Source organism: uncultured Porticoccus sp. (assembly GCF_913061305.1).
Lineage (GTDB): Bacteria > Pseudomonadota > Gammaproteobacteria > Pseudomonadales > Porticoccaceae > Porticoccus.
The window spans coordinates 220,839-240,697 of record NZ_CAJXST010000003.1; the positions used below are offsets into that span (position 1 = coordinate 220,839).

The 19,859-nt window shown below is 55.2% G+C and carries 18 protein-coding genes; 8 read left to right on the forward strand and 10 right to left on the reverse strand.

From position 1 onward, the window contains the following. Positions 1–261 precede the first annotated feature (261 nt). The 4 genes from QZ516_RS04870 to QZ516_RS04885 all read left to right on the forward strand — a co-directional run bounded on the left by QZ516_RS04870 (position 262) and on the right by QZ516_RS04885 (position 5,537). The gene (locus QZ516_RS04870; RefSeq protein ID WP_297186986.1) at positions 262–2,676 is read left to right on the forward strand and encodes a catalase; all 2,415 of its coding nucleotides are present in this window, start codon (positions 262–264) and stop codon (positions 2,674–2,676) included. 56 nt (positions 2,677–2,732) lie between these two features. Further along, positions 2,733–3,440 carry a succinate dehydrogenase iron-sulfur subunit gene (locus QZ516_RS04875; protein WP_297186989.1) on the forward strand — a complete coding sequence of 236 codons (708 nt, stop codon included), beginning with the start codon at positions 2,733–2,735 and terminating at the stop codon, positions 3,438–3,440. A 133-nt stretch (positions 3,441–3,573) separates the two neighbouring features. Next, entirely contained in the window at positions 3,574–4,872 is a 1,299-nt protein-coding gene (locus QZ516_RS04880) for a DUF2254 domain-containing protein (protein WP_297186992.1), read from the forward strand. 263 nt (positions 4,873–5,135) lie between these two features. Continuing rightward, the gene (locus QZ516_RS04885) at positions 5,136–5,537 is read left to right on the forward strand and encodes a polyhydroxyalkanoate granule-associated phasin (RefSeq protein ID WP_297186996.1); all 402 of its coding nucleotides are present in this window, start codon (positions 5,136–5,138) and stop codon (positions 5,535–5,537) included. Positions 5,538–5,602: 65 nt separating this feature from the next. Here QZ516_RS04885 and QZ516_RS04890 read toward each other — a convergent pair whose 3' ends face one another. From QZ516_RS04890 to QZ516_RS04935, 10 genes are all read right to left on the reverse strand, one after another. After that, entirely contained in the window at positions 5,603–6,955 is a 1,353-nt protein-coding gene (locus QZ516_RS04890) for a diguanylate cyclase (RefSeq protein ID WP_297186999.1), read from the reverse strand. Positions 6,956–6,995: 40 nt separating this feature from the next. Further along, complete coding sequence (locus tag QZ516_RS04895; RefSeq protein ID WP_297187002.1) at positions 6,996–8,069, reverse strand: endonuclease/exonuclease/phosphatase family protein; 1,074 nt, start codon at positions 8,067–8,069, stop codon at positions 6,996–6,998. Positions 8,070–8,344: 275 nt separating this feature from the next. Next, a complete protein-coding gene (locus tag QZ516_RS04900; protein ID WP_297187005.1) occupies positions 8,345–8,506 on the reverse strand; it encodes a hypothetical protein in 162 nt (53 codons plus the stop codon). Between the two features lie 203 nt (positions 8,507–8,709). After that, positions 8,710–9,138 (reverse strand): hypothetical protein, encoded by a 429-nt coding sequence (locus QZ516_RS04905; RefSeq protein WP_297187008.1) that lies wholly within the window; start codon positions 9,136–9,138, stop codon positions 8,710–8,712. Next, positions 9,135–10,337, reverse strand: a complete 1,203-nt coding sequence (locus tag QZ516_RS04910; protein WP_297187011.1) for an AI-2E family transporter — start codon at positions 10,335–10,337, stop codon at positions 9,135–9,137. Before QZ516_RS04910 ends, QZ516_RS04905 begins: the two co-directional genes overlap by 4 nt. Positions 10,338–10,485: 148 nt before the next feature. After that, positions 10,486–10,866 carry a PRC-barrel domain-containing protein gene (locus QZ516_RS04915; protein WP_297187014.1) on the reverse strand — a complete coding sequence of 127 codons (381 nt, stop codon included), beginning with the start codon at positions 10,864–10,866 and terminating at the stop codon, positions 10,486–10,488. 17 nt (positions 10,867–10,883) lie between these two features. Beyond that, positions 10,884–11,063: a CsbD family protein gene (locus QZ516_RS04920; RefSeq protein WP_297187017.1), complete on the reverse strand. Its 180-nt coding sequence runs from the start codon at positions 11,061–11,063 to the stop codon at positions 10,884–10,886. Positions 11,064–11,284: 221 nt separating this feature from the next. Then, the gene (locus QZ516_RS04925) at positions 11,285–12,127 is read right to left on the reverse strand and encodes a transglutaminase family protein (protein WP_297187019.1); all 843 of its coding nucleotides are present in this window, start codon (positions 12,125–12,127) and stop codon (positions 11,285–11,287) included. Positions 12,128–12,171: 44 nt separating this feature from the next. Next, on the reverse strand, positions 12,172–12,909 hold the full coding sequence (locus QZ516_RS04930) for an N-formylglutamate amidohydrolase (RefSeq protein ID WP_297187022.1): 738 nt from the start codon (positions 12,907–12,909) through the stop codon (positions 12,172–12,174). 27 nt (positions 12,910–12,936) lie between these two features. Then, positions 12,937–13,158 (reverse strand): hypothetical protein, encoded by a 222-nt coding sequence (locus QZ516_RS04935; protein WP_297187024.1) that lies wholly within the window; start codon positions 13,156–13,158, stop codon positions 12,937–12,939. A 409-nt stretch (positions 13,159–13,567) separates the two neighbouring features. On the opposite strand from QZ516_RS04935, the gene QZ516_RS04940 reads away from it, so the two are divergent. The 4 genes from QZ516_RS04940 (at position 13,568) to QZ516_RS04955 (ending at position 19,646) form a co-directional block, all read left to right on the forward strand. After that, positions 13,568–14,896 carry a sodium:proton antiporter gene (locus QZ516_RS04940; protein WP_297187026.1) on the forward strand — a complete coding sequence of 443 codons (1,329 nt, stop codon included), beginning with the start codon at positions 13,568–13,570 and terminating at the stop codon, positions 14,894–14,896. Positions 14,897–14,995: 99 nt separating this feature from the next. After that, complete coding sequence (locus QZ516_RS04945; protein WP_297187028.1) at positions 14,996–15,604, forward strand: PAS domain S-box protein; 609 nt, start codon at positions 14,996–14,998, stop codon at positions 15,602–15,604. Positions 15,605–15,630: 26 nt separating this feature from the next. Further along, positions 15,631–18,213, forward strand: coding sequence for a chemotaxis protein CheB (locus tag QZ516_RS04950; RefSeq protein WP_297187030.1), 2,583 nt, complete (start codon positions 15,631–15,633; stop codon positions 18,211–18,213). A gap of 230 nt (positions 18,214–18,443) precedes the next feature. Beyond that, on the forward strand, positions 18,444–19,646 hold the full coding sequence (locus tag QZ516_RS04955) for a lytic murein transglycosylase (RefSeq protein ID WP_297187033.1): 1,203 nt from the start codon (positions 18,444–18,446) through the stop codon (positions 19,644–19,646). Positions 19,647–19,859 lie beyond the last annotated feature (213 nt).

A 19,859-nucleotide genomic window follows, 5' to 3' on the forward strand; every position in this document is an offset into this window, starting at 1 on the left:
CGTGACGAGATATGGAACTCAGGATGAGGTTCCAATGTACGCCGATGGGATAGGTTCGTCGGTTCGCTGACGTACGTAGGCCTATGTGACCAAAACCTTACCCCACCGTTTGCCAACGCACAGAGATCTCCTGCCTGCAGCGTAATAATCAATGTCAGCGTGCTTCAGACATGAGGCTGCATTGCTGCGAACAAATAACCGGTGCCGACGATCATCAAGACAGTTCGTCCCTCATTACCAAGATTCCCCGGAGAAGTACCAATGGCCAGGAAAAAGACACCTGCTCGACCATCATCAGAGAAAATCAAAGGCGACAACCCCACCAATGCTGCACAGGTCCATGACGGCTTGCTCAGAACAAACGACATTATTGCAGCACACGCCCGGGCAAGCGACGATCTGGTCGCCGCGATGCCACACAACAATATCAAGGAGCTTGAGCACGGTCATGGCAATGCCGTCGCGCCACCCACCGGAGAAACTGTAAAGCCGGATTCCAGTGCGTCGACCGCCAGTACAACCACAGAGAAAACCGGGTCCGCGAAGACCGGCGGCGCCGCGCCGCTCGGCACCAACGCCACCACCAAATCACTTGACCGGGTCCGGGTCGACGCAAGCGATCGACCCTTGACCACCAATCAGGGGGTATCCATTGGCGATAACCAGAACACCCTGAAAGCGGGTTTGCGTGGGCCCTCGTTACTCGAAGATTTTATTCTGCGGGAAAAGATCACACACTTTGATCACGAGCGTATCCCGGAGCGAGTCGTCCATGCCCGAGGCTCAGCAGCGCACGGCTATTTCGAAGCCTACGACGCGTTCGGCAAGGTCACTCGTGCAGCGCCATTCGCCGAGAAAGGCAAAGTTACGCCTGTGTTTGCACGCTTTTCCACGGTAGCTGGCGAACGCGGTTCAAAAGATACCGCGCGAGACGCCCGCGGTTTTGCGGTGAAGTTCTATACCGAGGAAGGCAACTGGGACCTGGTCGGAAATAACATACCGGTATTCTTCATTCAGGACGCGATGAAGTTTCCCGATCTGGTCCATGCCCTAAAACCGGAACCGCATCACGGCATGCCGCAAGCAGGCTCCGCGCATGACACCTTCTGGGACTTCGTTTCACTGATGCCGGAGTCCACTCACATGTTGATGTGGGCGATGTCGGATCGTGGCATACCACGCAGCTATAGAATGATGCAGGGCTTCGGCGTCCATACCTTCCGCCTGGTCAACGATGAAGGTCATTCCGTCTTCTGCAAGTTCCACTGGAAACCGCTGCAGGGAACCCATTCACTCGTCTGGGACGAAGCCGTAAAAATCGCTGGCGCAGACGCCGATTTTCATCGGCGTGATTTGTGGGAAGCCATCGAGTCGGGTGAATTCCCCGAATGGGAGCTGGGACTGCAGATATTCACCGAGGAACAGGCCGAGGGCTTCAGCTTTGATGTGCTCGACTCGACCAAGCTGATACCGGAGGAATTGGTGCCACTTACGCCCGTCGGGCGCATGGTTCTCAACCGCAACCCGGATAACTTCTTCGCGGAAACCGAGCAAGTCGCGTTCTGTACGGCGCACATCATACCGGGCATCGACTTCTCCAATGATCCCCTGCTCGCCGGTCGTATCCATTCCTACTCCGATACACAGATCACGCGACTCGGCGGCCCCAACTTTCATGAGATCCCGATCAATTCGTCGCTTGCCCAGGTACAAAACAACCAGCGCGACGGCATGCACCGTCAGGCGCTCAATCGCGGACGCGTTGCATATGAGCCAAATTCACTGGCGGGCGGCTGCCCCTTTCAGGTGGGAGCAGCAGGATTCGTGTCTTTCCCCAAAGCCAGTGCCAGTGCCAGTGCCAGTGCCAGTGCTGAGGACAAGGTTCGCGGAAAACCGGAGAAGTTTGCCGAGCACTATGCCCAGGCCACCTTGTTTTTCAATAGCCAGACGGCTGTCGAGAAAGCGCATATTGCAGGCGCATTTCGTTTCGAGCTGAGCAAGGTCGCTGTCTCCGCCATACGTGAACGGATGTTGTCCTCGTTGGTGAATGTTTCAAAGGAATTGGCCGCAGAAGTCGCAGCCGGTTTGGGTATGGAAATGCCCGAGGCTATGCCAAAGGCCATAGATAACCCACAGCCACCTGAAGTCACCAAATCTCCGGCCCTGTCGCTGACTGCGCTGCCCGGAGAGTGTGGTATCCGCACCCGTCAGATTGCCATTTTGGTTGAGAATGGCGTCCACTACACCCCGCTCGCCGAACTTTATACTGCCTTGACGGACGCGGGTGCGGTGGTTCATTTCGTCGGGCCACGGGTTGGCATATTCGTTGGCGACTCCGGCGAGGTAATAGAAGCAGACAAGTCGATGGAGAATTCTCCGGCAGTCCTGTTCGATGCACTGGTGCTGCCCGATGGCCGCGAGGCAATCCAGGCGCTCGCAGGCAACGGGCATACGATAGAGTTCGTCAAGGATCAGTTTAGGCACTGCAAAACGATTCTCGCCTTGGGTACCGGACGCGAGCTTCTGGTAATGGCCCGCATTGGATCAGACATTGATGAAGACCCGGGTATCCTGCTGGCGGAAGGTACCAATGCGACCGGGATCGCATCCACATTCATCGACGCGGTCGCCGCCCATCGTCACCCAGCCCGCGACAACGATCCACCTTTGATATGAGATCATGGGATTTGTACCAACCGTGAATAGAGCGCTAGTAAAAAAGAGGAGAGACCATGATCAACGTTCAGATTTATCGATACAACCCTGAGCATGACGCTTCACCTTATATGCAGTCTCTGTCACTTCCTGAAGAATTCCGCAACCGGATGGTTCTGGATGCATTGGAATACCTGCGGGAAAAAGATCAAACACTGGCGTATCGGCGTTCTTGCCGGGAGGGGGTTTGCGGTTCAGATGGTATGAATATCAATGGCAAGAACTGGTTGGCATGCATAAAGCCCGTTGAGGAAGCAATGGGTACATCTGACTGCCTGATTATCAGACCACTGCCCGGCATGCCGGTCATTCGTGATCTCGTAGTAGATCAAACTCTCTTCTTTGAGCAATATAAACGCATCAAGCCGTGGCTTATCACCCATGATGCCCCGCCTTCGATTGAACGACGACAATCTCCAGAGAAGCGTGCCCAGCTTGATGGATTGTACGAATGTATACTCTGTGGATGCTGTACGTCCCAGTGTCCTTCCTGGTGGTGGAACCCTGAAAAATACCTGGGACCTGCTGCATTATTACAGTCGTTGAGATTTCTTCTCGATAGTCGTGATCAGGCTCGTATAGAGCGATTGGGAAATCTTCAGGATCCTTTTAGCCTGTTTCGCTGCCGAAGTATTGGCAACTGTTCCTGGGTGTGCCCCAAAGGACTTAATCCCATGGGAGCAATCGGCAGAATCAGACGTGAATTAATGCGCGAATCCACTTGATAAACGAGCACCTTGGGCAGACGCGTACCCACCCGTAGGTGCCTCGGAAGAATTCGAGAAGCTGTGACTGAATCCGGATACTCTTCTCCCGCAACTTTTAGCGAACCTGTGCACAACCACAAAGGATGCAATCATGGCCCAATTACCACTTCTGACTCTGGACAGGCTGCGCTTTGTTTTCAGTCGAATTAAAGAGCGCTTGTGGGTCAAACCACTGATACTTTGCGTCTTTTCTATAGGCGGTACATTCATGGCCATGCTGGCTGATGATATTGGTCTTGCCAGTGTGTTGCCCAAAGTCAATCTGGAATCTGTCGAATCCCTGCTGTCCATTATGGCTTCCAGCATGTTGGTCATTGCGACGTTTGCGGTAGGCTCAATGGTAGCCGCTTATGCCTCCGCCAGTGCCGGCGCCACCCCTCGTTCCATACCTCTGGTCATTGCTGATGACGTCACCCAGAACGCATTGTCTGCGTTTATCGGCGCCTTCATCTTCAGCATTGTGTCCCTGATAGCGGTTCAGAATGGCATGTTTGGCTCTGCGGGCCTATTTGCGATCTTTGCGCTAACCCTGCTGGTGTTCGCTATTGTCATCATCACTTTTGTTCGCTGGGTGGACAGGGTTGCCCGGCTGGGCCGGGTCGTCAACACTATTGAACAGGTGGAAAAGGCAGCCGGTAATGCACTGGATCGTCGTCGCCATGGGCCAACACTGGGCGCTTTGATACTCTCCCCGCATCAGGCCATGGACAGGAGTGTCGCCGTATACTCAGCGAGCGTTGGATATGTCCAGCATATTGATCTGGAGACGTTACAGTCTCAAGCTGAATCGCTTAAATGCCGGGTGATGGTGACAGCACTGCCCGGCGCCTTTGTGAGCACCAGCCATCCACTGCTTTATGTTAAAAGGGACATTGAGGGGTGCATTGAGGGCTGCGGGGCGTTCAAGTCAGACACCCTCTCCAGGGCATTCACGATCAGCCGAAATCGTACTTTTGAAGATGATCCCAGATTCGGGCTGCTTGCCTTGTCCGAGATCGCCGACAAAGCGCTGTCACCCGGCATCAATGACCCGGGAACCGCCATCAATGTTATTGGCACAATGGTACGACTGTTTACTCTTTGGCAATCCCCGCTTGAAAAGGACAGACTACTGGCGATTACCTATGACAGGGTATCCGTTCCCGAGCTGGTGATCGATGACCTGTTCGATGATGCCTTTACCGCAATTGCCCGTGACGGCGCAGCTATGGTTGAAGTTGCCATCCGGCTGCAGAAAGCATTTTGTGCGCTGGCCGAAACAGGTAACCACGCGATGGTCGCCGCCGCCAGAAAACATTCACGAATGGCTCTGGTACGCTCAGAACACGCCATGTCAGTTCAGCAAGATATCGATGCTGTGCGAAGCGCTGCCGCGTTTTCAGCCGCGTAAGTTCAGGACGCACTGACGAGCAACGGACCGAAGTGTCGGAGTCAGCTCCGCCTGACAAAAACCTGTCCCGCACAGTGGTACGGCTGACCGTGCGCTAGTGTACGGACCCTGTGCCCCGTTTTCTGTAGTATCAAAAATGCAAGAAACCCCGGTTGCCACGAATAAATTTCGAGTGTGGTAGGACCGTGCCCGGCAAACCGTGAACCCGATTCCTGCAACAGCCCGGGGGTATGACCCATCGCCCTCGAAACCAGAGCACGACTATGAAAAAGCGAAAGAAGAACAAACTGAATGATGATGTGGCACAACTGGCGGTGGCCGCGCCGATGGTGATTGCTCATCGTATGAGGCGTATGGTACAAGCCGGTGCCTCGCCATCAACAGATGACCGCAGGGAGATGAATCGCATGGGCGAAGAGAAGTTCGATGCATTTACCGAGTCATGGAACGGCACGGCGACGGGGATGACTCTAGCCTACATGAACTTTGGTCTCGACCTGATGCGCCTGGCTTGGTCTCCCTGGTACCGGACCGGAGGATTAATGAAAGCTGCGGCTGTGCGGTTCAGTGAGGCCACCAGGACCAGTATGGAGGGATCACTCATCCCGGTACGCCGACGTGCCGTAGCAAACGCAAAGCGGCTTGGGCGCAAATGCCGAGGTTGAACCTGTCCCTCGCTGGGGAAGAGTTGGTCGTGGAGACTTATTCAGCAATTATCTGGATTCGAAGGTTAACTGGCAGAAGATCTGTCCGTATTATCAGCGGTGTCGAAAAAATACAGCCGGTTAGAACCGGATTCTTTGGCTTTATACATGGCCTGATCCGCAGCCTCCAGTAGAGCGACTGGCGAGGCCGCATCCCGTGGGTAGAAAGAGATGCCAATGCTGACGGAAATCTGGACAGTCTGTTCCGCGATCTGAAAAGGTGTCGCCAGGGCATCAATGATCTTCTGGGCCACCAGCTCGGCGTCCTTGCGCCGTTTAGTGCCAATGAGAATTACGGTAAATTCATCACCGCCCATACGGGCAACCGTATCCACCTCCCGAACACAATCAGTCAGCCGCCCTGCCACGTCAGCCAGTAAACGATCCCCCACCTCATGGCCAAACGAATCGTTGACGTCCTTGAAGCCATCAAGGTCTGTGAACAGTACGGCAAGAGGCGAACTACTGCGCTTGGCATGCTTGACTTCCTGTTCCAGCCGATCCAGGAACAGACGTCGATTCGGCAGTCCGGTCAGCAGGTCATGATGGGCGTTATGCCAGATTTTTTCCTCGGCGAGCGCCTGTTCGGTAATGTCCCGGGAAATGCAGACAGTTGCTTCGGTGTTTTGATCCTCGTCCAGCACGGGTGCCAGCAGATATTCAAACCGTTCGCCCTTGCCAGAAGCAAACTTGTGGACGAACTTGCCCCGGTAGGTGGACTGGTCGGTAATTACCTTTTCCAGATTGCGCTGGAAGTCCGCTGCGAACGGGAACCCGAGATCAAAGGTGGTTTTTCCGATGATCTCCTCGGGCTCCAGTGCGAAAAGGTCGGCGGTAGCCTTGTTTGCGTATATAAACCGGCCTTTGAGATCCAGTACATAAATCGGGTCGGGCGATGCGAGCAGAACGGCACCGAACAGCCGGGTTTCCATCTCTTTCAAGATCGCATACTGCTCCAGTGATTCAGCGACGGCCTGGTCAATCGCTTCATGAAACCGGGTGAGATCTTCAAGTTGATCGCAGGAAATCGTTGGGCAGGCTTTAGTCCAGTGTGACACCACGCTGGCACGCAGGGCCCGAAACTCGGAAATGGTTTCCATGACACTGAAACCGCTGGTCTGTCGATCACCACCGTGCACTTCTGCCCAGGACTCCTCCCCCTCTATCTCCACCGGCCCATGGCCCTTCGATTTGGCGGCCTGTTCTGACTCACTCTGACGTGAATCTAGATCATCGGCAATCTCCAGCAGCATGTCTCTGGCATGATCGCGCAGCCCGGTCTTGCCCATATGTCTGGCATGGAAGATGGTTTGAGCAAAGGCTTGCCAATCCTGAAGAATTGGCTCTATTTCTGCCCGAATATAATCTGCTAATCGCATGTTCATCTTCATTTTTTACTCACAATAAGAATAGAAAGGATCAGGGCAGACGTTCATCCGTTTGTTGTTTACCCTCTTCGATCTTCTCGTCTACCTGTTTGCCTTCTGTCCGGTTTGTATCCGGTTCTTCCTGGTCGACAGCTGCCCCGGGCTCCAGACTCAGTTCGATAAAAATCGGAAAATGGTCCGATCCCCAGGCGGGCCCTCTCTCCATGTGGACGAGTTTGAAATGATCGGAATGGAAAACGTGATCGAGCGGCCAGCGCAGGAGCGGATTCCTGGCGTTATAGCTGTTGTACATGCCCCGTCCCACACGCGGGTCGAGCAGGCCACTGGCTTTCTGAAACAGTCTCGTGGAGTAAGACCAGGCTACATCGTTAAAGTCCCCTGCAATGATTGTTGGCCTGTCGCGCTGCGCCGTTTCCCGGCCCAGGATCAGTAGTTCCGCATCCCGTTTAGTGGTCTCGGTCGCATATTTTGGATTGGGCGGATCGGGGTGAACGAAATGCATAGAGACCCGATCATCTGACGGCAGCACCACCTGCGTGTGCATCGACGGGATACTGTCCTTGAGAATAAACCGGATTTCGGGATCGATCATTTCCAGTCGGCTGTACAAAAGCATGCCATAGGTGTTGTCGAGCGGGTTCTTGAGCGTGTACGGATACGTCTCTTCCAGTGACCTGAGTGCTTCCTCCCACCACTCGTCTGTCTCCACGGTCAGGATCACGTCCGGATCATACTCGCGCACGATATCCAGAAAAGCGCCCGACTCCCGGTTGCCCATCAGCACGTTGGCAACCAGCAGTCTGAGGTGAGCCTCGTCCGAGCGCGACTCAGACGCCAAGACCTGCCTCGGCATCAGCACCGTGTACGGAAGCATCTTCACTATCTGAAAACCAACTGCCAGCACCAACAGGCCGAGAACGACGGATTCGTAGACCTGTTTCTCATCCAAGAAATAAAGATAGAGGGCAAGCAGTGCGATGCCTACGATGGTGATCTGTCCTCTTGGAAAATCAAAAATACGAATCCACCATTGGTTGTGACGCAATAACGGGAGAGCCGTAGCCGTCACCAGTAGCAGGGCCAGCAAGATCAGAACAATTTTCATGGGATTTGAAAGGGATCCTCGGAGGAGCGTGACTTAGCCCTCAATGGGATCAATACGACCTGCGATGGGATCAATACGAGAAAGGCTATCACTCGGGATTCCGTAATGATTGCAAAAGACATACCTCCCGAGCCGTGCTGCGATAGCGTTTTTACCGGGTAGAACTATTGCGTTTATGACCATCTCCGGCGAGAGGAACTGGACCCGCTCGACTACCTGCACAGATGTGCAGGGCAGTCGTCGTTGCGTACCCAATTCTGGGAAATGGTAGCGGATCAGTTGTCAGTGGCATCTTCGAAGGCATCACCGGTGTCTTCAATTTTATCGTCAGCCTCTTCCCCAGCCTCTTCGAGAGGACCCTGGTTGTCGCAGGCAGACAGCGAGATCATCAGAGCACTCGCGAGCAAGGTGGCTGTCATGGTTTTGCCAAATTTCATGGATATTTAACTCCTGGTTGGTTACTGAAATACACCGGACCCATACCTGAATCTGCAAAGGTGCAGGTTATGTATGAACATCCGTATTGATGGGGTTCATAGTGATTTCTTCTCTGATTCCCATCAGTGTAGGGGTTAAATCATGGCAGTATGACGCAGAATGATCTGTGCGGCAGCGTACGCACTGCTCAAATGGGACTCGCTCACTTCTCCTGTGGTCCCTGTCCTGCACTGTCAAAGAGAGACTGGGCATTGGTAAGCAGGTTATTGACGCTGGCCCGGCTCTCACGAAAGGCAAGGTCCCGTCTAATGTACCGCAGCCGCCAGAACGCCAGAGCCGCGAATACCAGATGTGCCAACGCTACCGTCAACATGGCGCCCGGCAGGCTGAACGTCTGCAGGCTGGTCAGCGCGACCACCAATGCCGCTCCGGTGAACAGCCAGCCACCCACCAGTAACAACGCTATTACCACGGTCAGTCCGATCATCGCCAGCGCCGTGTGTCCGCACAGCCGTGCCTCCACTACCACAAGACGCACCATGTCAGCCGACATGGCCTTCAGGATGTGTGCAATGCCCAGGATGTCGTTGCTTCCGCCGTCCGGATCCTGGCTGGATTCTGCTTCCCTCATGGTGTGGTATCCAGGTTGCTCAGCGTGTGTTTCAGGCTTGCCTTGATCTCGCGCCAGATGGCTACGAAGAATGCTGTCAGCGGGACCGCGAGTATCATGCCGATAACGCCACCTAAGGCCGTGCCCCAAAAGAACAGGGAAATAACCACGAGTGCAGGGTGCAAACCCGAGCGGTTGGCCATGATTTTCGGTGTCAGCAGCCAACTCTCGATCACTTGTACTGCGGCAAAGATTACCCCGGCAAAAACCAGTAATTCGACACCGCCATCCGGTTGAAAATAGGCCATGGGCAGAACCACCAGCAGGCCGACCAGAGTACCCAGGAAGGGGACGATATTCAGTAGCCCAAGCACGAACCCGGCAAGCACACCGAACTCCAGGCCGATCAACGTAAAGCTGATGGCATACAAGGTGCCCATGCACACAGCAATGATCAGCTGGCCCTGAAAGAATGTGGTGACGTATTCCACAAACACATCTATAAAATACAGTGCTTTCTGCTGGGTTGGTGTGTGAAATACGGATAACAGTTCGGAAACCTTTCCCCTGAGCCGGTCCCCGGAAAGCAGAGTGAAGAACAGGAATAGGGGCACAAAGCTGATACCCGCCAATACCCCCAGATAGGACATGATGGTCGTGCCGGTATCTTCCAGAACTGGCAAAACTGGCTGGGATTCCTCCCCCCCGTTACTCTCCACGCTGGTAGAGATCATGGAGCTGAGTTCCGGAAAGTGTGCGGAGAAACGTTCCTGCCAGCTTGCCAGTGTATCCGGCAAAACAGTCATCAACTGGACAACCTGGCTGATCAGCACGGGGACGAGCAGAAAAATCAGACCGCCGATACCCGCCATAAAGACGGTCAGCAGAAGCATGATAGCCAGCACGCGGGGCAAGCGAAGCCGTTTCTCCAGAAACCCTACCACCGGATAAAGCACCAGTGCCAGAATACCCGCCAGGGAAAGCGACAGGAGAAGATTATTGAACACACTCAGCACCCAACCGAGTGACCACAGAATGATGGCGATCAGTGCGGTCATTGCAACCAGGGACAACAGAACCGCCGTGTAGCGAAACAGGCGAAGCTCAGCCACGTTGAAGAGTCGTTTATGGGGATGTAACGTCGCCGGGTCTCGATCGACAACACTCGCACCACCAGCCAGGGATTCCTGCCTGCCTTGGGACGTTGCGAACTTCTGCATTAGTTGCTGCCGGATTGGTTGAAAAGCAGCGGCCCGCCACCGGCCACTGCGATGCTATTTTGCCATGACGCATGGCCCCGTTCGCACGGTTGATCCTGGTAAGTGCTAATACCCGAACCTTCCTCGCCCAGCCTCCTGGGCTATCTGTTCACCGGACATAGTAGGACTCAACGGTCGAGTTCCAGGCGGGGTCGGCCATATTTGGCCATTGATCCTTGTCGAAGCCCGGGGCGTTCTTCAGGCGCTCAACATCCACGTCGAGTATGAAACGCTTGTTCTCCTTATCCTGCTTCAATGCCTTCCACGGCACCGCGAACAGGCGGTCGCCCATACCCATAAATCCGCCTGATGCCAGGACTACATAACGTATCTTGCCCTCTGCTATATCAAGCATAACGTCCTGAATCTTGCCGAGCTTTTCATTCTGCATGTTACAGACTTCGTCGCCGGTAATGGTGGCGGCACTCAGTAACGTGACGCCGATCTGCATATCATCGGTGGCATTAAACTGTGTCGTTGAATAGTCCATTTCGTTTTTCTCCTGGTTCATTTCGCTGGTTTCTTGGAGTCGCCATTGACATCACTCAACACGGCTCCAGCCTTGCCGCCATGCTTCTCGGCTTTACCCTTGTACTCCATGCTTTTGTCATTGGTCACTTTGCCGGCAACTTCCCTGGCCTTCCCTTTCGCTTCGTTCGCATGACCTTTGAGCTGATTTTTGTTCATGAGCTAATCTCCAGATGAGTGTTCCGTTTGGCTTTTGCCGCTTACCATGACCTCATGTCAATGCATGGCTGAGACTCCCAAGGTAGTTGAAGCTCAAGCCCTGGTCTGTGCGGAACAACACGTAACCTCGGGTTCAGATATGCCATAAAGCCGCGCTGACGGCATGGCAGGCCACTGCTGTTCGGATTCAGCAATGGGCAACCGGCCTCGGCGAATACTGGTTACAGGGCGATCTGGGTTATCGGGCTGGCGCAGCTCTCAGGGAGCTCGTCTGTGTGTACTTTGAAACATTTCAGGGTGCTCGGTCCGAATGCTGTGCTGATAGCAACATCAGCGGCATCGCGGCCACGAGCGATAAGAATACGGCCGATGCGGGGCATGTTGTTGCGCGGGTCGAATATGTACCATTGGCCATCGAGATAGGCTTCAAACCAGGCAGCGAAATCCATTTCTCCGTAGGGTGGCGGAATACCCATATCGCCCAGATAACCTGTGCAGTAGCGGGCGGGGATGTTCATGCAACGACACAGGGTGATGGCAAGATGCGCAAAGTCGCGGCACACGCCCTGTTTCTCCTGAAGAACCTCCCACGCGGTTCTTGTGCTTCGCGCATGGTGGTAGCCAAACTCAATATGATCATGAACGTAGTCGCATATTGCCTGGACCCGGGACCAACCTGTCACATTATTGCTGAACAGTTGCCAGGCAGTCTCTACCAGTGGGTCCGTTTCGCAGTACCTGCTGCCAAGCAGGAACAGCAGTGTCTCGTCAGGAAGTTGTTCGACCGCGGTTTGTCTTGCCTCCGGATTCACCGCATCGGGCAACCCGCTGTCGTTGATGATGGCCTCCGTGGATAAGCGCAGGATCCCTTCCGGCGCGACGATACGTGTGCATTGATTTCCGTAACTGTCGAAATAGGCCGCAATGGGGATTGGCGGGGTCGCAACCACGTGATCGGGGACAATCAGGTCCTGGGCCCGGCTGGAATGCACCTTGAGTGTAAGAATCATTGGGGTCGGTTTGGGGCAGTCGAATACCAGTTCGTAGCCGATGCGGATCTTCATAGTATGGACCCTGTTCTGTGTTGGATGCATTGTGAGTGGCGTTATCATGAATAATAGTCTCTGAGTACGGTCTGCAAAGAGGTAATGATCAACTCCCGCAGACCAGTCCATTGCCTTGCAGGAAACAGAAGATTTTTCTGGTTGAGTTCCAGCTCGATACCCAGATAGGCGTCGGGCGGGAATTTCTTTCTCAGCGTTGAAGTAAAACCATCGTTGCGGCCTTCATAGGGAAAGTTGCGACGTACTTCAAGGTCGGGGGCAGACACCCTGAGCACAGATTTCCAGTTCGCGCACAGGGCTCGTTCTCCCTGCCGGGCCGGATCATAGAGCAGGCCGATGTCTGCATGCCGCACCACGCCATTGAAGTTGTTTGTGAAGCTATGGCAGGAAATGTGAATCACCCTGCCCCGCCGGGCAATTTGCTGTGCAACCAATGCTTCAGCTTCACTGCGATAGGGTTGGTAATGGTGTTCTAATATCGTTTGGCGAATTTCAGCAGGCAGCTCTTGAATCGCGCCCATGTGCAGGTTTCGATGGCCGATGGAGCGATTCAGATCCACCACCAGACGGCTGACCGTGGAGGTCAGCAGTGGCGCGCCAAAACGCCTGGCCAGGGCCTTGGCCATGATCAGGGCTCCGGGGTCAAAACCGCGATGGCTTTCCAGTAATGTGCGGCCGTTGTGGAACAAATGACGATAAGGCTCGGGAACATGATTGCCACCATGCTCACAGGTAATGACCAGTGCCATTGTTGCCGGGGTCAGGTTGTTTTTTCGGGTCATCTGGTCACCCCATACTATTCGACAACACTACCACTTCAGGTTCGGCAATCGCCTGAAGACATCACGGGTACCTGCACGCCAATCCTTGCCCAGTGTCGTGAAATAGCCATCGCCCGGATCAAAGCGTCGGCGCATGGTTACGGCGAGACTGTCGAGCCTGTAGCAGATCAGGTCGATGGGCATACCGACGGACAAATTACTGCGCATAGTGGATTCGAAGGGCAACAGGACACATTTCGCATCTGACATCAGGGCAACCGGAAAACATAGCGATCTACCACTATGCTTTAGGCATCGCAGGGCGGCGAAGCGAATCTCGCAACGACCCAGTATGAAGTCAGTGAAGGCACTGATCTGTACGTTAAACCACAAAGATTGCCTCTCAGGCCAGGTTGGGTTTTACGGAACCAGCGCTTATTTACCTGTATGAGGTTCAGCGAACGGAGACTGTCGCCGCAACGTGGGAGTATCACTATACGTTTTCTTGCAACAGCGAGTGCGCAAGGATCAGCAGGAATAATGACTGGTTGCAAACCAGGGATTTACCTGCCACGCCGTCATGTACCTCAGAGACTAACAGGCCGTTACAACCCTATGTTTTCATATACTGCCGCCGAAACAGTGTTCGGGATCAAACGTCCAATGCAGCAAACGTATCATGTCTAACTCACTCTGGTTTCTGTTGGTAGGCGGCTTGTTGCTTGCGCGGGGATTGACGGCAACTATACTGCAGCGCTCGCCCATCACTCCGGCCATGTTCTATCTGGCTCTCGGGCTTCTGCTCGGCCCCTCGGTACTGAACCTGTTTCATTTCAACCCCCTCCAGCAATCCGCGTTGCTCGAGGTACTTACCGAAGTGGTCGTGTTGATCTCGTTATTCTCCGCTGGCGTCAAGATGCCAGCGCCTGTCAGCTTTTCACGCTGGCGTGCACCAATCCTGCTGGCCTCAGTGTCCATGGCGCTCAGTGTCGGGATGGTCGCAGCCTTTGCTTATTATGTTCTCGGCCTGCCATTGGGTGCCGGCGTTCTGCTGGGTGCCATCCTCGCACCCACCGATCCGGTGCTGGCCACTGATGTACAGACCCGTCATCCCGGTGACCGCGAACCTCTGCGATTTACGCTGACTTGCGAAGCGGGCATGAATGACGGCAGTGCTTTTCCTTTTGTGATGCTGGGCCTGGGGATGCTCGGTTTGCACGATCTCGGCGAATTCAGCTTGCGCTGGGTCTTGGTTGATGTGCTCTGGGCTACTGCTGCCGGCGTCGCAATCGGGCTGGTGGCAGGGCGTGCTCTAGCCTATTTGGTGCGCAGACTTCGAGGCTCTCAGCCCCATTACAATCTCATGGACAATTTTCTCGCTCTCGGTCTGATCGGTGTGGTCTATGGTTTGAGCCTGCTGGTCGATGCCTGGGGCTTCCTGGCGGTATTTTTCGCTGCCGTCAGCTTGCGGCAAACTGAACTCGAACTTGCCGGCCCCCAGGAAAACCCGAACCCTGTACAGCCAGGTTCGATTGAACCGGAAGCAGAGGCAGAGGCAGAGGCAAAAAGTACCAGTCCAGATACCAACTCCCCAACATCGGTCAGCGGCGGCGCACTGATCTTTAAGGAACAACTGGAACGACTTTCGGAAATGATGCTTGTGCTGCTCATCGGCGGCACGCTGTTTCTCGATTCCTGGCGCTTGCCTGCGGTGGGACTGGCACTGTTTCTGTTTGTGGTGGTACGTCCGCTCAGTGTCTTTATTGGTCTGCTGGGAACGAAAACCTCATGGCCGTTGCGCGGTATGGTGGGATGGTTCGGGGTCCGGGGCATTGGCTCCCTGTTCTATCTGATGTTTGCCATCCAGCATGGTTTGTCCGAGGAGATCGCCCTGGAACTGGTCGGCCTGACGCTGATTGTAGTGGCGCTATCCATTGTCATCCACGGCATCAGTGTCAAACCGTTGATGGCCCGCTTTATGTATAACCGCAACAGTTCAGGTTCTTGAGAATGCGGGCACGCTGAAGATAACTGATCTCACCAGACTAATTTCTGTCGCGATAGGCTACTATGACGGCTATATACCGAGAGCAAGTATGGAGTCTCTATGCATACAACCGTTGATGAATCCGATGTCTATAGGAAACTGCGAGAAAAGGCTGAATCACACTTGCAGGCGGGCACAACACCAATAGCAGGTCACTGGTCGATGGGGGTTGATGCTCTACGTCTGCTCCACGAACTGTCCAGTAACCCCAATAAGGCGGGAGATGCCCTCAAGTTGCTACATGAGCTGCAGGTCTACCAGGTGGAACTTGACTTGCAGAACGAGGAAATGGTCGCTAATGAGCGGGCACTTGGGGAGGAACTCGGCCTTTACCGGACACTATACAATTACGTCCCTCTTGCCTATTTTGTCATCGATTTCAAGGGCGTTGTCATTCAGAGCAATCTTGCCGCCGCCGAGCTCTTTGGCATTGGCCAGGACGACATGGAAGGGCAGCGTATCGACACTTTTATAAACCACCAAAACCGGCCACTGCTGCATGGCCTGCTACAGCGTGTCGCACAAGGCAGCACCGGGGATTCCTGCGTGGTCGGGATCGGTGAGGGCACCAAAGTTTCCCGACACTTGCAGATCCGGGCAACCCGCTCACCAGAACGCGAGTATATTCTGTTGGCCTGCTGCGAGAACGCAAGTACAGATACAGAGTAAGTTACTCCCATTAGTAGTTAGGAACCATGACGGCCTTGATCACTGCCAGCCCAGCGACACCAACCCCGGAGGCCATACGCATCGTGGGCATTGGCGCGTCTGCGGGCGGGCTGGCACCGCTGGAGCAGTTCCTTGCCCACGTCCCACCGCACAGCCACATGGCCTATGTGGTAGTACAACATCTCGATCCTACCCACAAGGCACTGCTGCCAGAATTGCTCCAGCGCATTACCCCAATGTCGGTACAGGAAGCCACACAGGGTATGTCTGTCGAGCCGGACTGCGTTTATGTGATTCCGCCCAATACGGAGCTCAGCGTTGTCGACGATTTGCTGACCCTCGCAAAACCCATGGAACCCAGGGGCATGCGCCTGCCCATCAATGTGCTGTTTTCTTCCCTGGCCAGCGCTCGGGGGGAACGAGCCATAGGGGTAGTACTGTCCGGCATGGGCTCCGACGGCACCCTGGGCCTGCAGGCAATCAAGGCCGTAGGCGGTCTCACCGCAGTACAACAGACTGACACGGCACAGTTCGACGCCATGCCGAAAAGCGCCATCGCCGCAAACTGCGCCGATATCATTGCCCCTCCTGACGAGTTGCCCGCCCGCATCCTATCCTGTGTTGACCAGGTGCCAAACCGGGATATACCTGACATGAATACGGTTGAACCCGAGCTGGAATCAACCCCCATGCAGCGTATCCTCGGCCTGCTGCACCGCCACACCCGCCACGATTTTTCGCTGTACAAACCCAGTACCCTGCACCGCCGTATGGAGCGACGCATGGCGATCCACAACCTTGCCACCCCAACGCTATACGCGGATTTCCTCAAGCAGAATCCCCAGGAAATCGACCTGCTGTTCAAGGAAGTACTGATCGGAGTGACCAGCTTTTTCCGCGATGCCCCGGTGTGGCAACATCTCATCGATACTACCCTGCCAGAACTGCTGGCGCGGCAGCGCGGAGAACCGAATCTGCGCGCCTGGTCGATCGGCTGCTCAACCGGGGAAGAGGCCTACTCTCTGGCCATAGCCTTCACTGAGGTGCTGGACAAGCTGCCGGCACCCCATGGCTTCACACTGCAGATCTTTGCCTCAGACCTGAGCCCTGACGCCATTGCCACTGCCCGTCGAGGCCACTACCCCGCCGACATCAGCAAGAGCGTCTCTGCGGAGCGCCTGGCGAGGTTTTTCAGCGCCCATGACGACGGTTACCGGATCAACAGCGATATCCGTGACCTGGTGCTGTTCGCCCAGCAGGATGTGGTGCTTGATCCGCCGTTCACCCGGCTCGATCTGATTGCCTGCCGCAACCTGTTGATCTACTTCGACCAGAGCCTGCAACGCAAACTCATTCCCCTGTTTCACTACAGCCTGCGCCCCGGGGGTGTACTGCTACTGGGAAGTTCAGAGACAGTGGGTCGCTACGAGCAGCTGTTTACCCCCATTCAATCCAAGCTGCGACTTTATTTGCGTCAGGATAATGCCCAGCATCGCGACATCCGGTTGCCGGTAAAGTCGTTCCCTCCCCTGTCCAGGATAGCCAAGGAGCTTCCCGTGCCACCCAGTAAGCCATCCCGCCAGAAAAATGATAATCTGCAAGCAGCAGCCGACCAGGTATTACTGCAGGTCTACGCTCCGGCTGCAGTCGTGGTCAACGATGAAGGCGATATCGTCTATATCAGTGGGCGCACTGGAAAGTACCTGGAACCTGCCGCAGGCAAGGCCAACTGGAATTTTCATGCCATGGTGCGGGAAGGTCTGCGGGCACCCATCGGCAACGCTCTGCGTCAGGCTGCGAAGCAGAGCGAACCGCTGCACTTGCAAGACCTTCAGGTGCAACTGCCCGGCGGAGGAATCCAGAGCATCGATATTACAGTACAGGCGCTGCGGGAACCGACCGCTCTGCGCGGCACGAAGATGATAGTGTTCCGCGATATTGCCCCAACTCAGGCCGGCCCGACCAACAAAAGCAAATCTGGAGCAACCGCGCAACGGGCCCATACCGCCGAGCTGCAACAGTGCCAGGATGAGATCCAGACCTTGCGGGAGGAAAACCGCGCGTCCCATGAAGAACTGCAGTCAGCCAACGAGGAATTGCAATCGACCAATGAGGAATTGCAGTCAACCAATGAAGAGCTGACCACGTCAAAGGAGGAAATGCAGTCCATGAACGAGGAGCTGCAAACCATCAACGCGGAGATGCAGACCAAGCTTGATGATCTTTTTCTTGCTCAAAGCGACATGAAAAATCTGCTCAACAGTATCGAGATCGCCATCCTGTTTCTCGACCATAATCTTAACGTACGCCGCTACACCGAGCGGGCATCAAAAATCATCAACATTCGCGAAAGCGATATTGGCCGCCCACTCAGTGATCTCACCACCAGCCTGAGATATCCGGAACTCAACGACGATGCCCTCGACACCCTGAGTACCCTGGTGTTTTCCGAGAAGCAGATTCTTGCCACCGACGGCCGCTGGTTTACAGTGCGGATCATGCCCTATCGCCGACTGGACAACGTGATTGACGGGGTGGTGATCACCCTGCTCGACATTACCGAGACCAAGGAGTTGGAGCAGACCCTGCGCAGGGATTTGAAATCGTAACCGGAAGCCCATAACCTCATAACCCAAGGACCACCTTTCTTTACCACTGTCTTATTCCCTGCGTTGTCAGGTTTTCCACAGGCTTTTCCGGCATTGACCGGGGCCGGATACTCACATACTTTGCTGTGCGGTTTGGCACAGTGGTATTGTAAAGCCTGACGCCGTAGACCAGCCTTTCTAAAATACCAATCAGCAGCAATGTGCCCTAACCGCCAACTGAGTAACAAAACGTGAAAACATTCGCCGTACACCGCATCCTCATCCTTGGGATACTCGCGATCCCGGGGCTGTCGTCGGCAAACACCGAGTTTTCCAGCTGTCTCACATCACTTCAGGCACAGGCCCGCAGCGCGGGCATCAACGAGAGCATTCTGAAGGATGTCATCCCCGGTCTGCAGCAGCAGGAGCGGGTCATCAGTCTTGACCGGAAGCAACCCGAGTTTCTGCAGACCTTTTCCGAATACCTTGATCTGCGGGTCACCCCGGAGCGTGTCGAACGCGGGCAGGCGCTACTGGAGCAGCACCGGCCGTTTCTCCTGGATCTGCAGGAGCAGTATGGCGTACCTCCGCAGTACCTCGTGTCCTTCTGGGGTCTGGAAACCAATTACGGCAGCTACCTCGGTCGCATGCCAACACTCGATTCACTGGCGACTCTGGCCTGTGATCAGCGGCGCAGTGATTTTTTCTCAGGTGAATTCATCGCAGCCCTGCAGCTGATGCAGCGCGAATCCCTCGAACCTGCGGATATGCAGGGGTCCTGGGCAGGCGCCGTAGGACATACCCAGTTCATGCCCTCTTCATACCTGCGCTATGCCGTGGACGGTGACGGCGATGGCCAGATCGACCTGTGGCGCAGTGAGCGCGACGCCCTGGCATCCGGCGCCAACTACCTGAAATCCCTGGGCTGGCAGTCTGGCCTTCGCTGGGGCCGCGAGGTGCAGTTGCCGAGCGACTTCCCGTTCCAGCATGCCGGACAGCGCGATCAGCGCCGTCCGTTACAGGCGTGGGCCGACTACGGAGTAAAGCGAAGTGATGGTGGAACACTGCCCACCGCCAGCGTGGATGCTGCGTTACTGGTACCGGCAGGACACCGCGGTCCCGCGTTGCTCGTCTACGACAATTTCGAGATCATCATGCGCTGGAATCGCTCCGAGCTCTACGCCATTGCCGTTGGGCACCTGGCGGATCGCATCGCCGGTGCCGGGGCACTGCGCGATAGCGGTAGCGCCCAGGGCCCCCTGCGCAAGACCGATATCGAGCTCGCCCAGAAGACACTGAACACACTCGGTTACGATGCCGGTCCGGTGGACGGTGTGCTGGGCTCCGCGACCCGCAGTGCACTGCGTGAATTCCAACTTGCCAACAATATGGTTGCAGATGGCTATCCCAACCCATCGACGCTGGAGGCTATCGCCAGTCATGACAGTCGTTGATCTTTTTCAGCACGTCCCGGAGTGTTTAACCGGGGCCTGGCTGATCCCGACCTGCTCAACGCCATACCCAGAAACCCGCGCACAGTACCTGAAACATTAAACTCCACAGGCCTCTTCTTTTGGTGGTCTCTGTAACGAACGCCCGTTCACTGCATCCAAAGCAAGAGCAGCGATCTTGCGCAGAGCGGGAAGCCAATTGTTTATGCTTGCGGA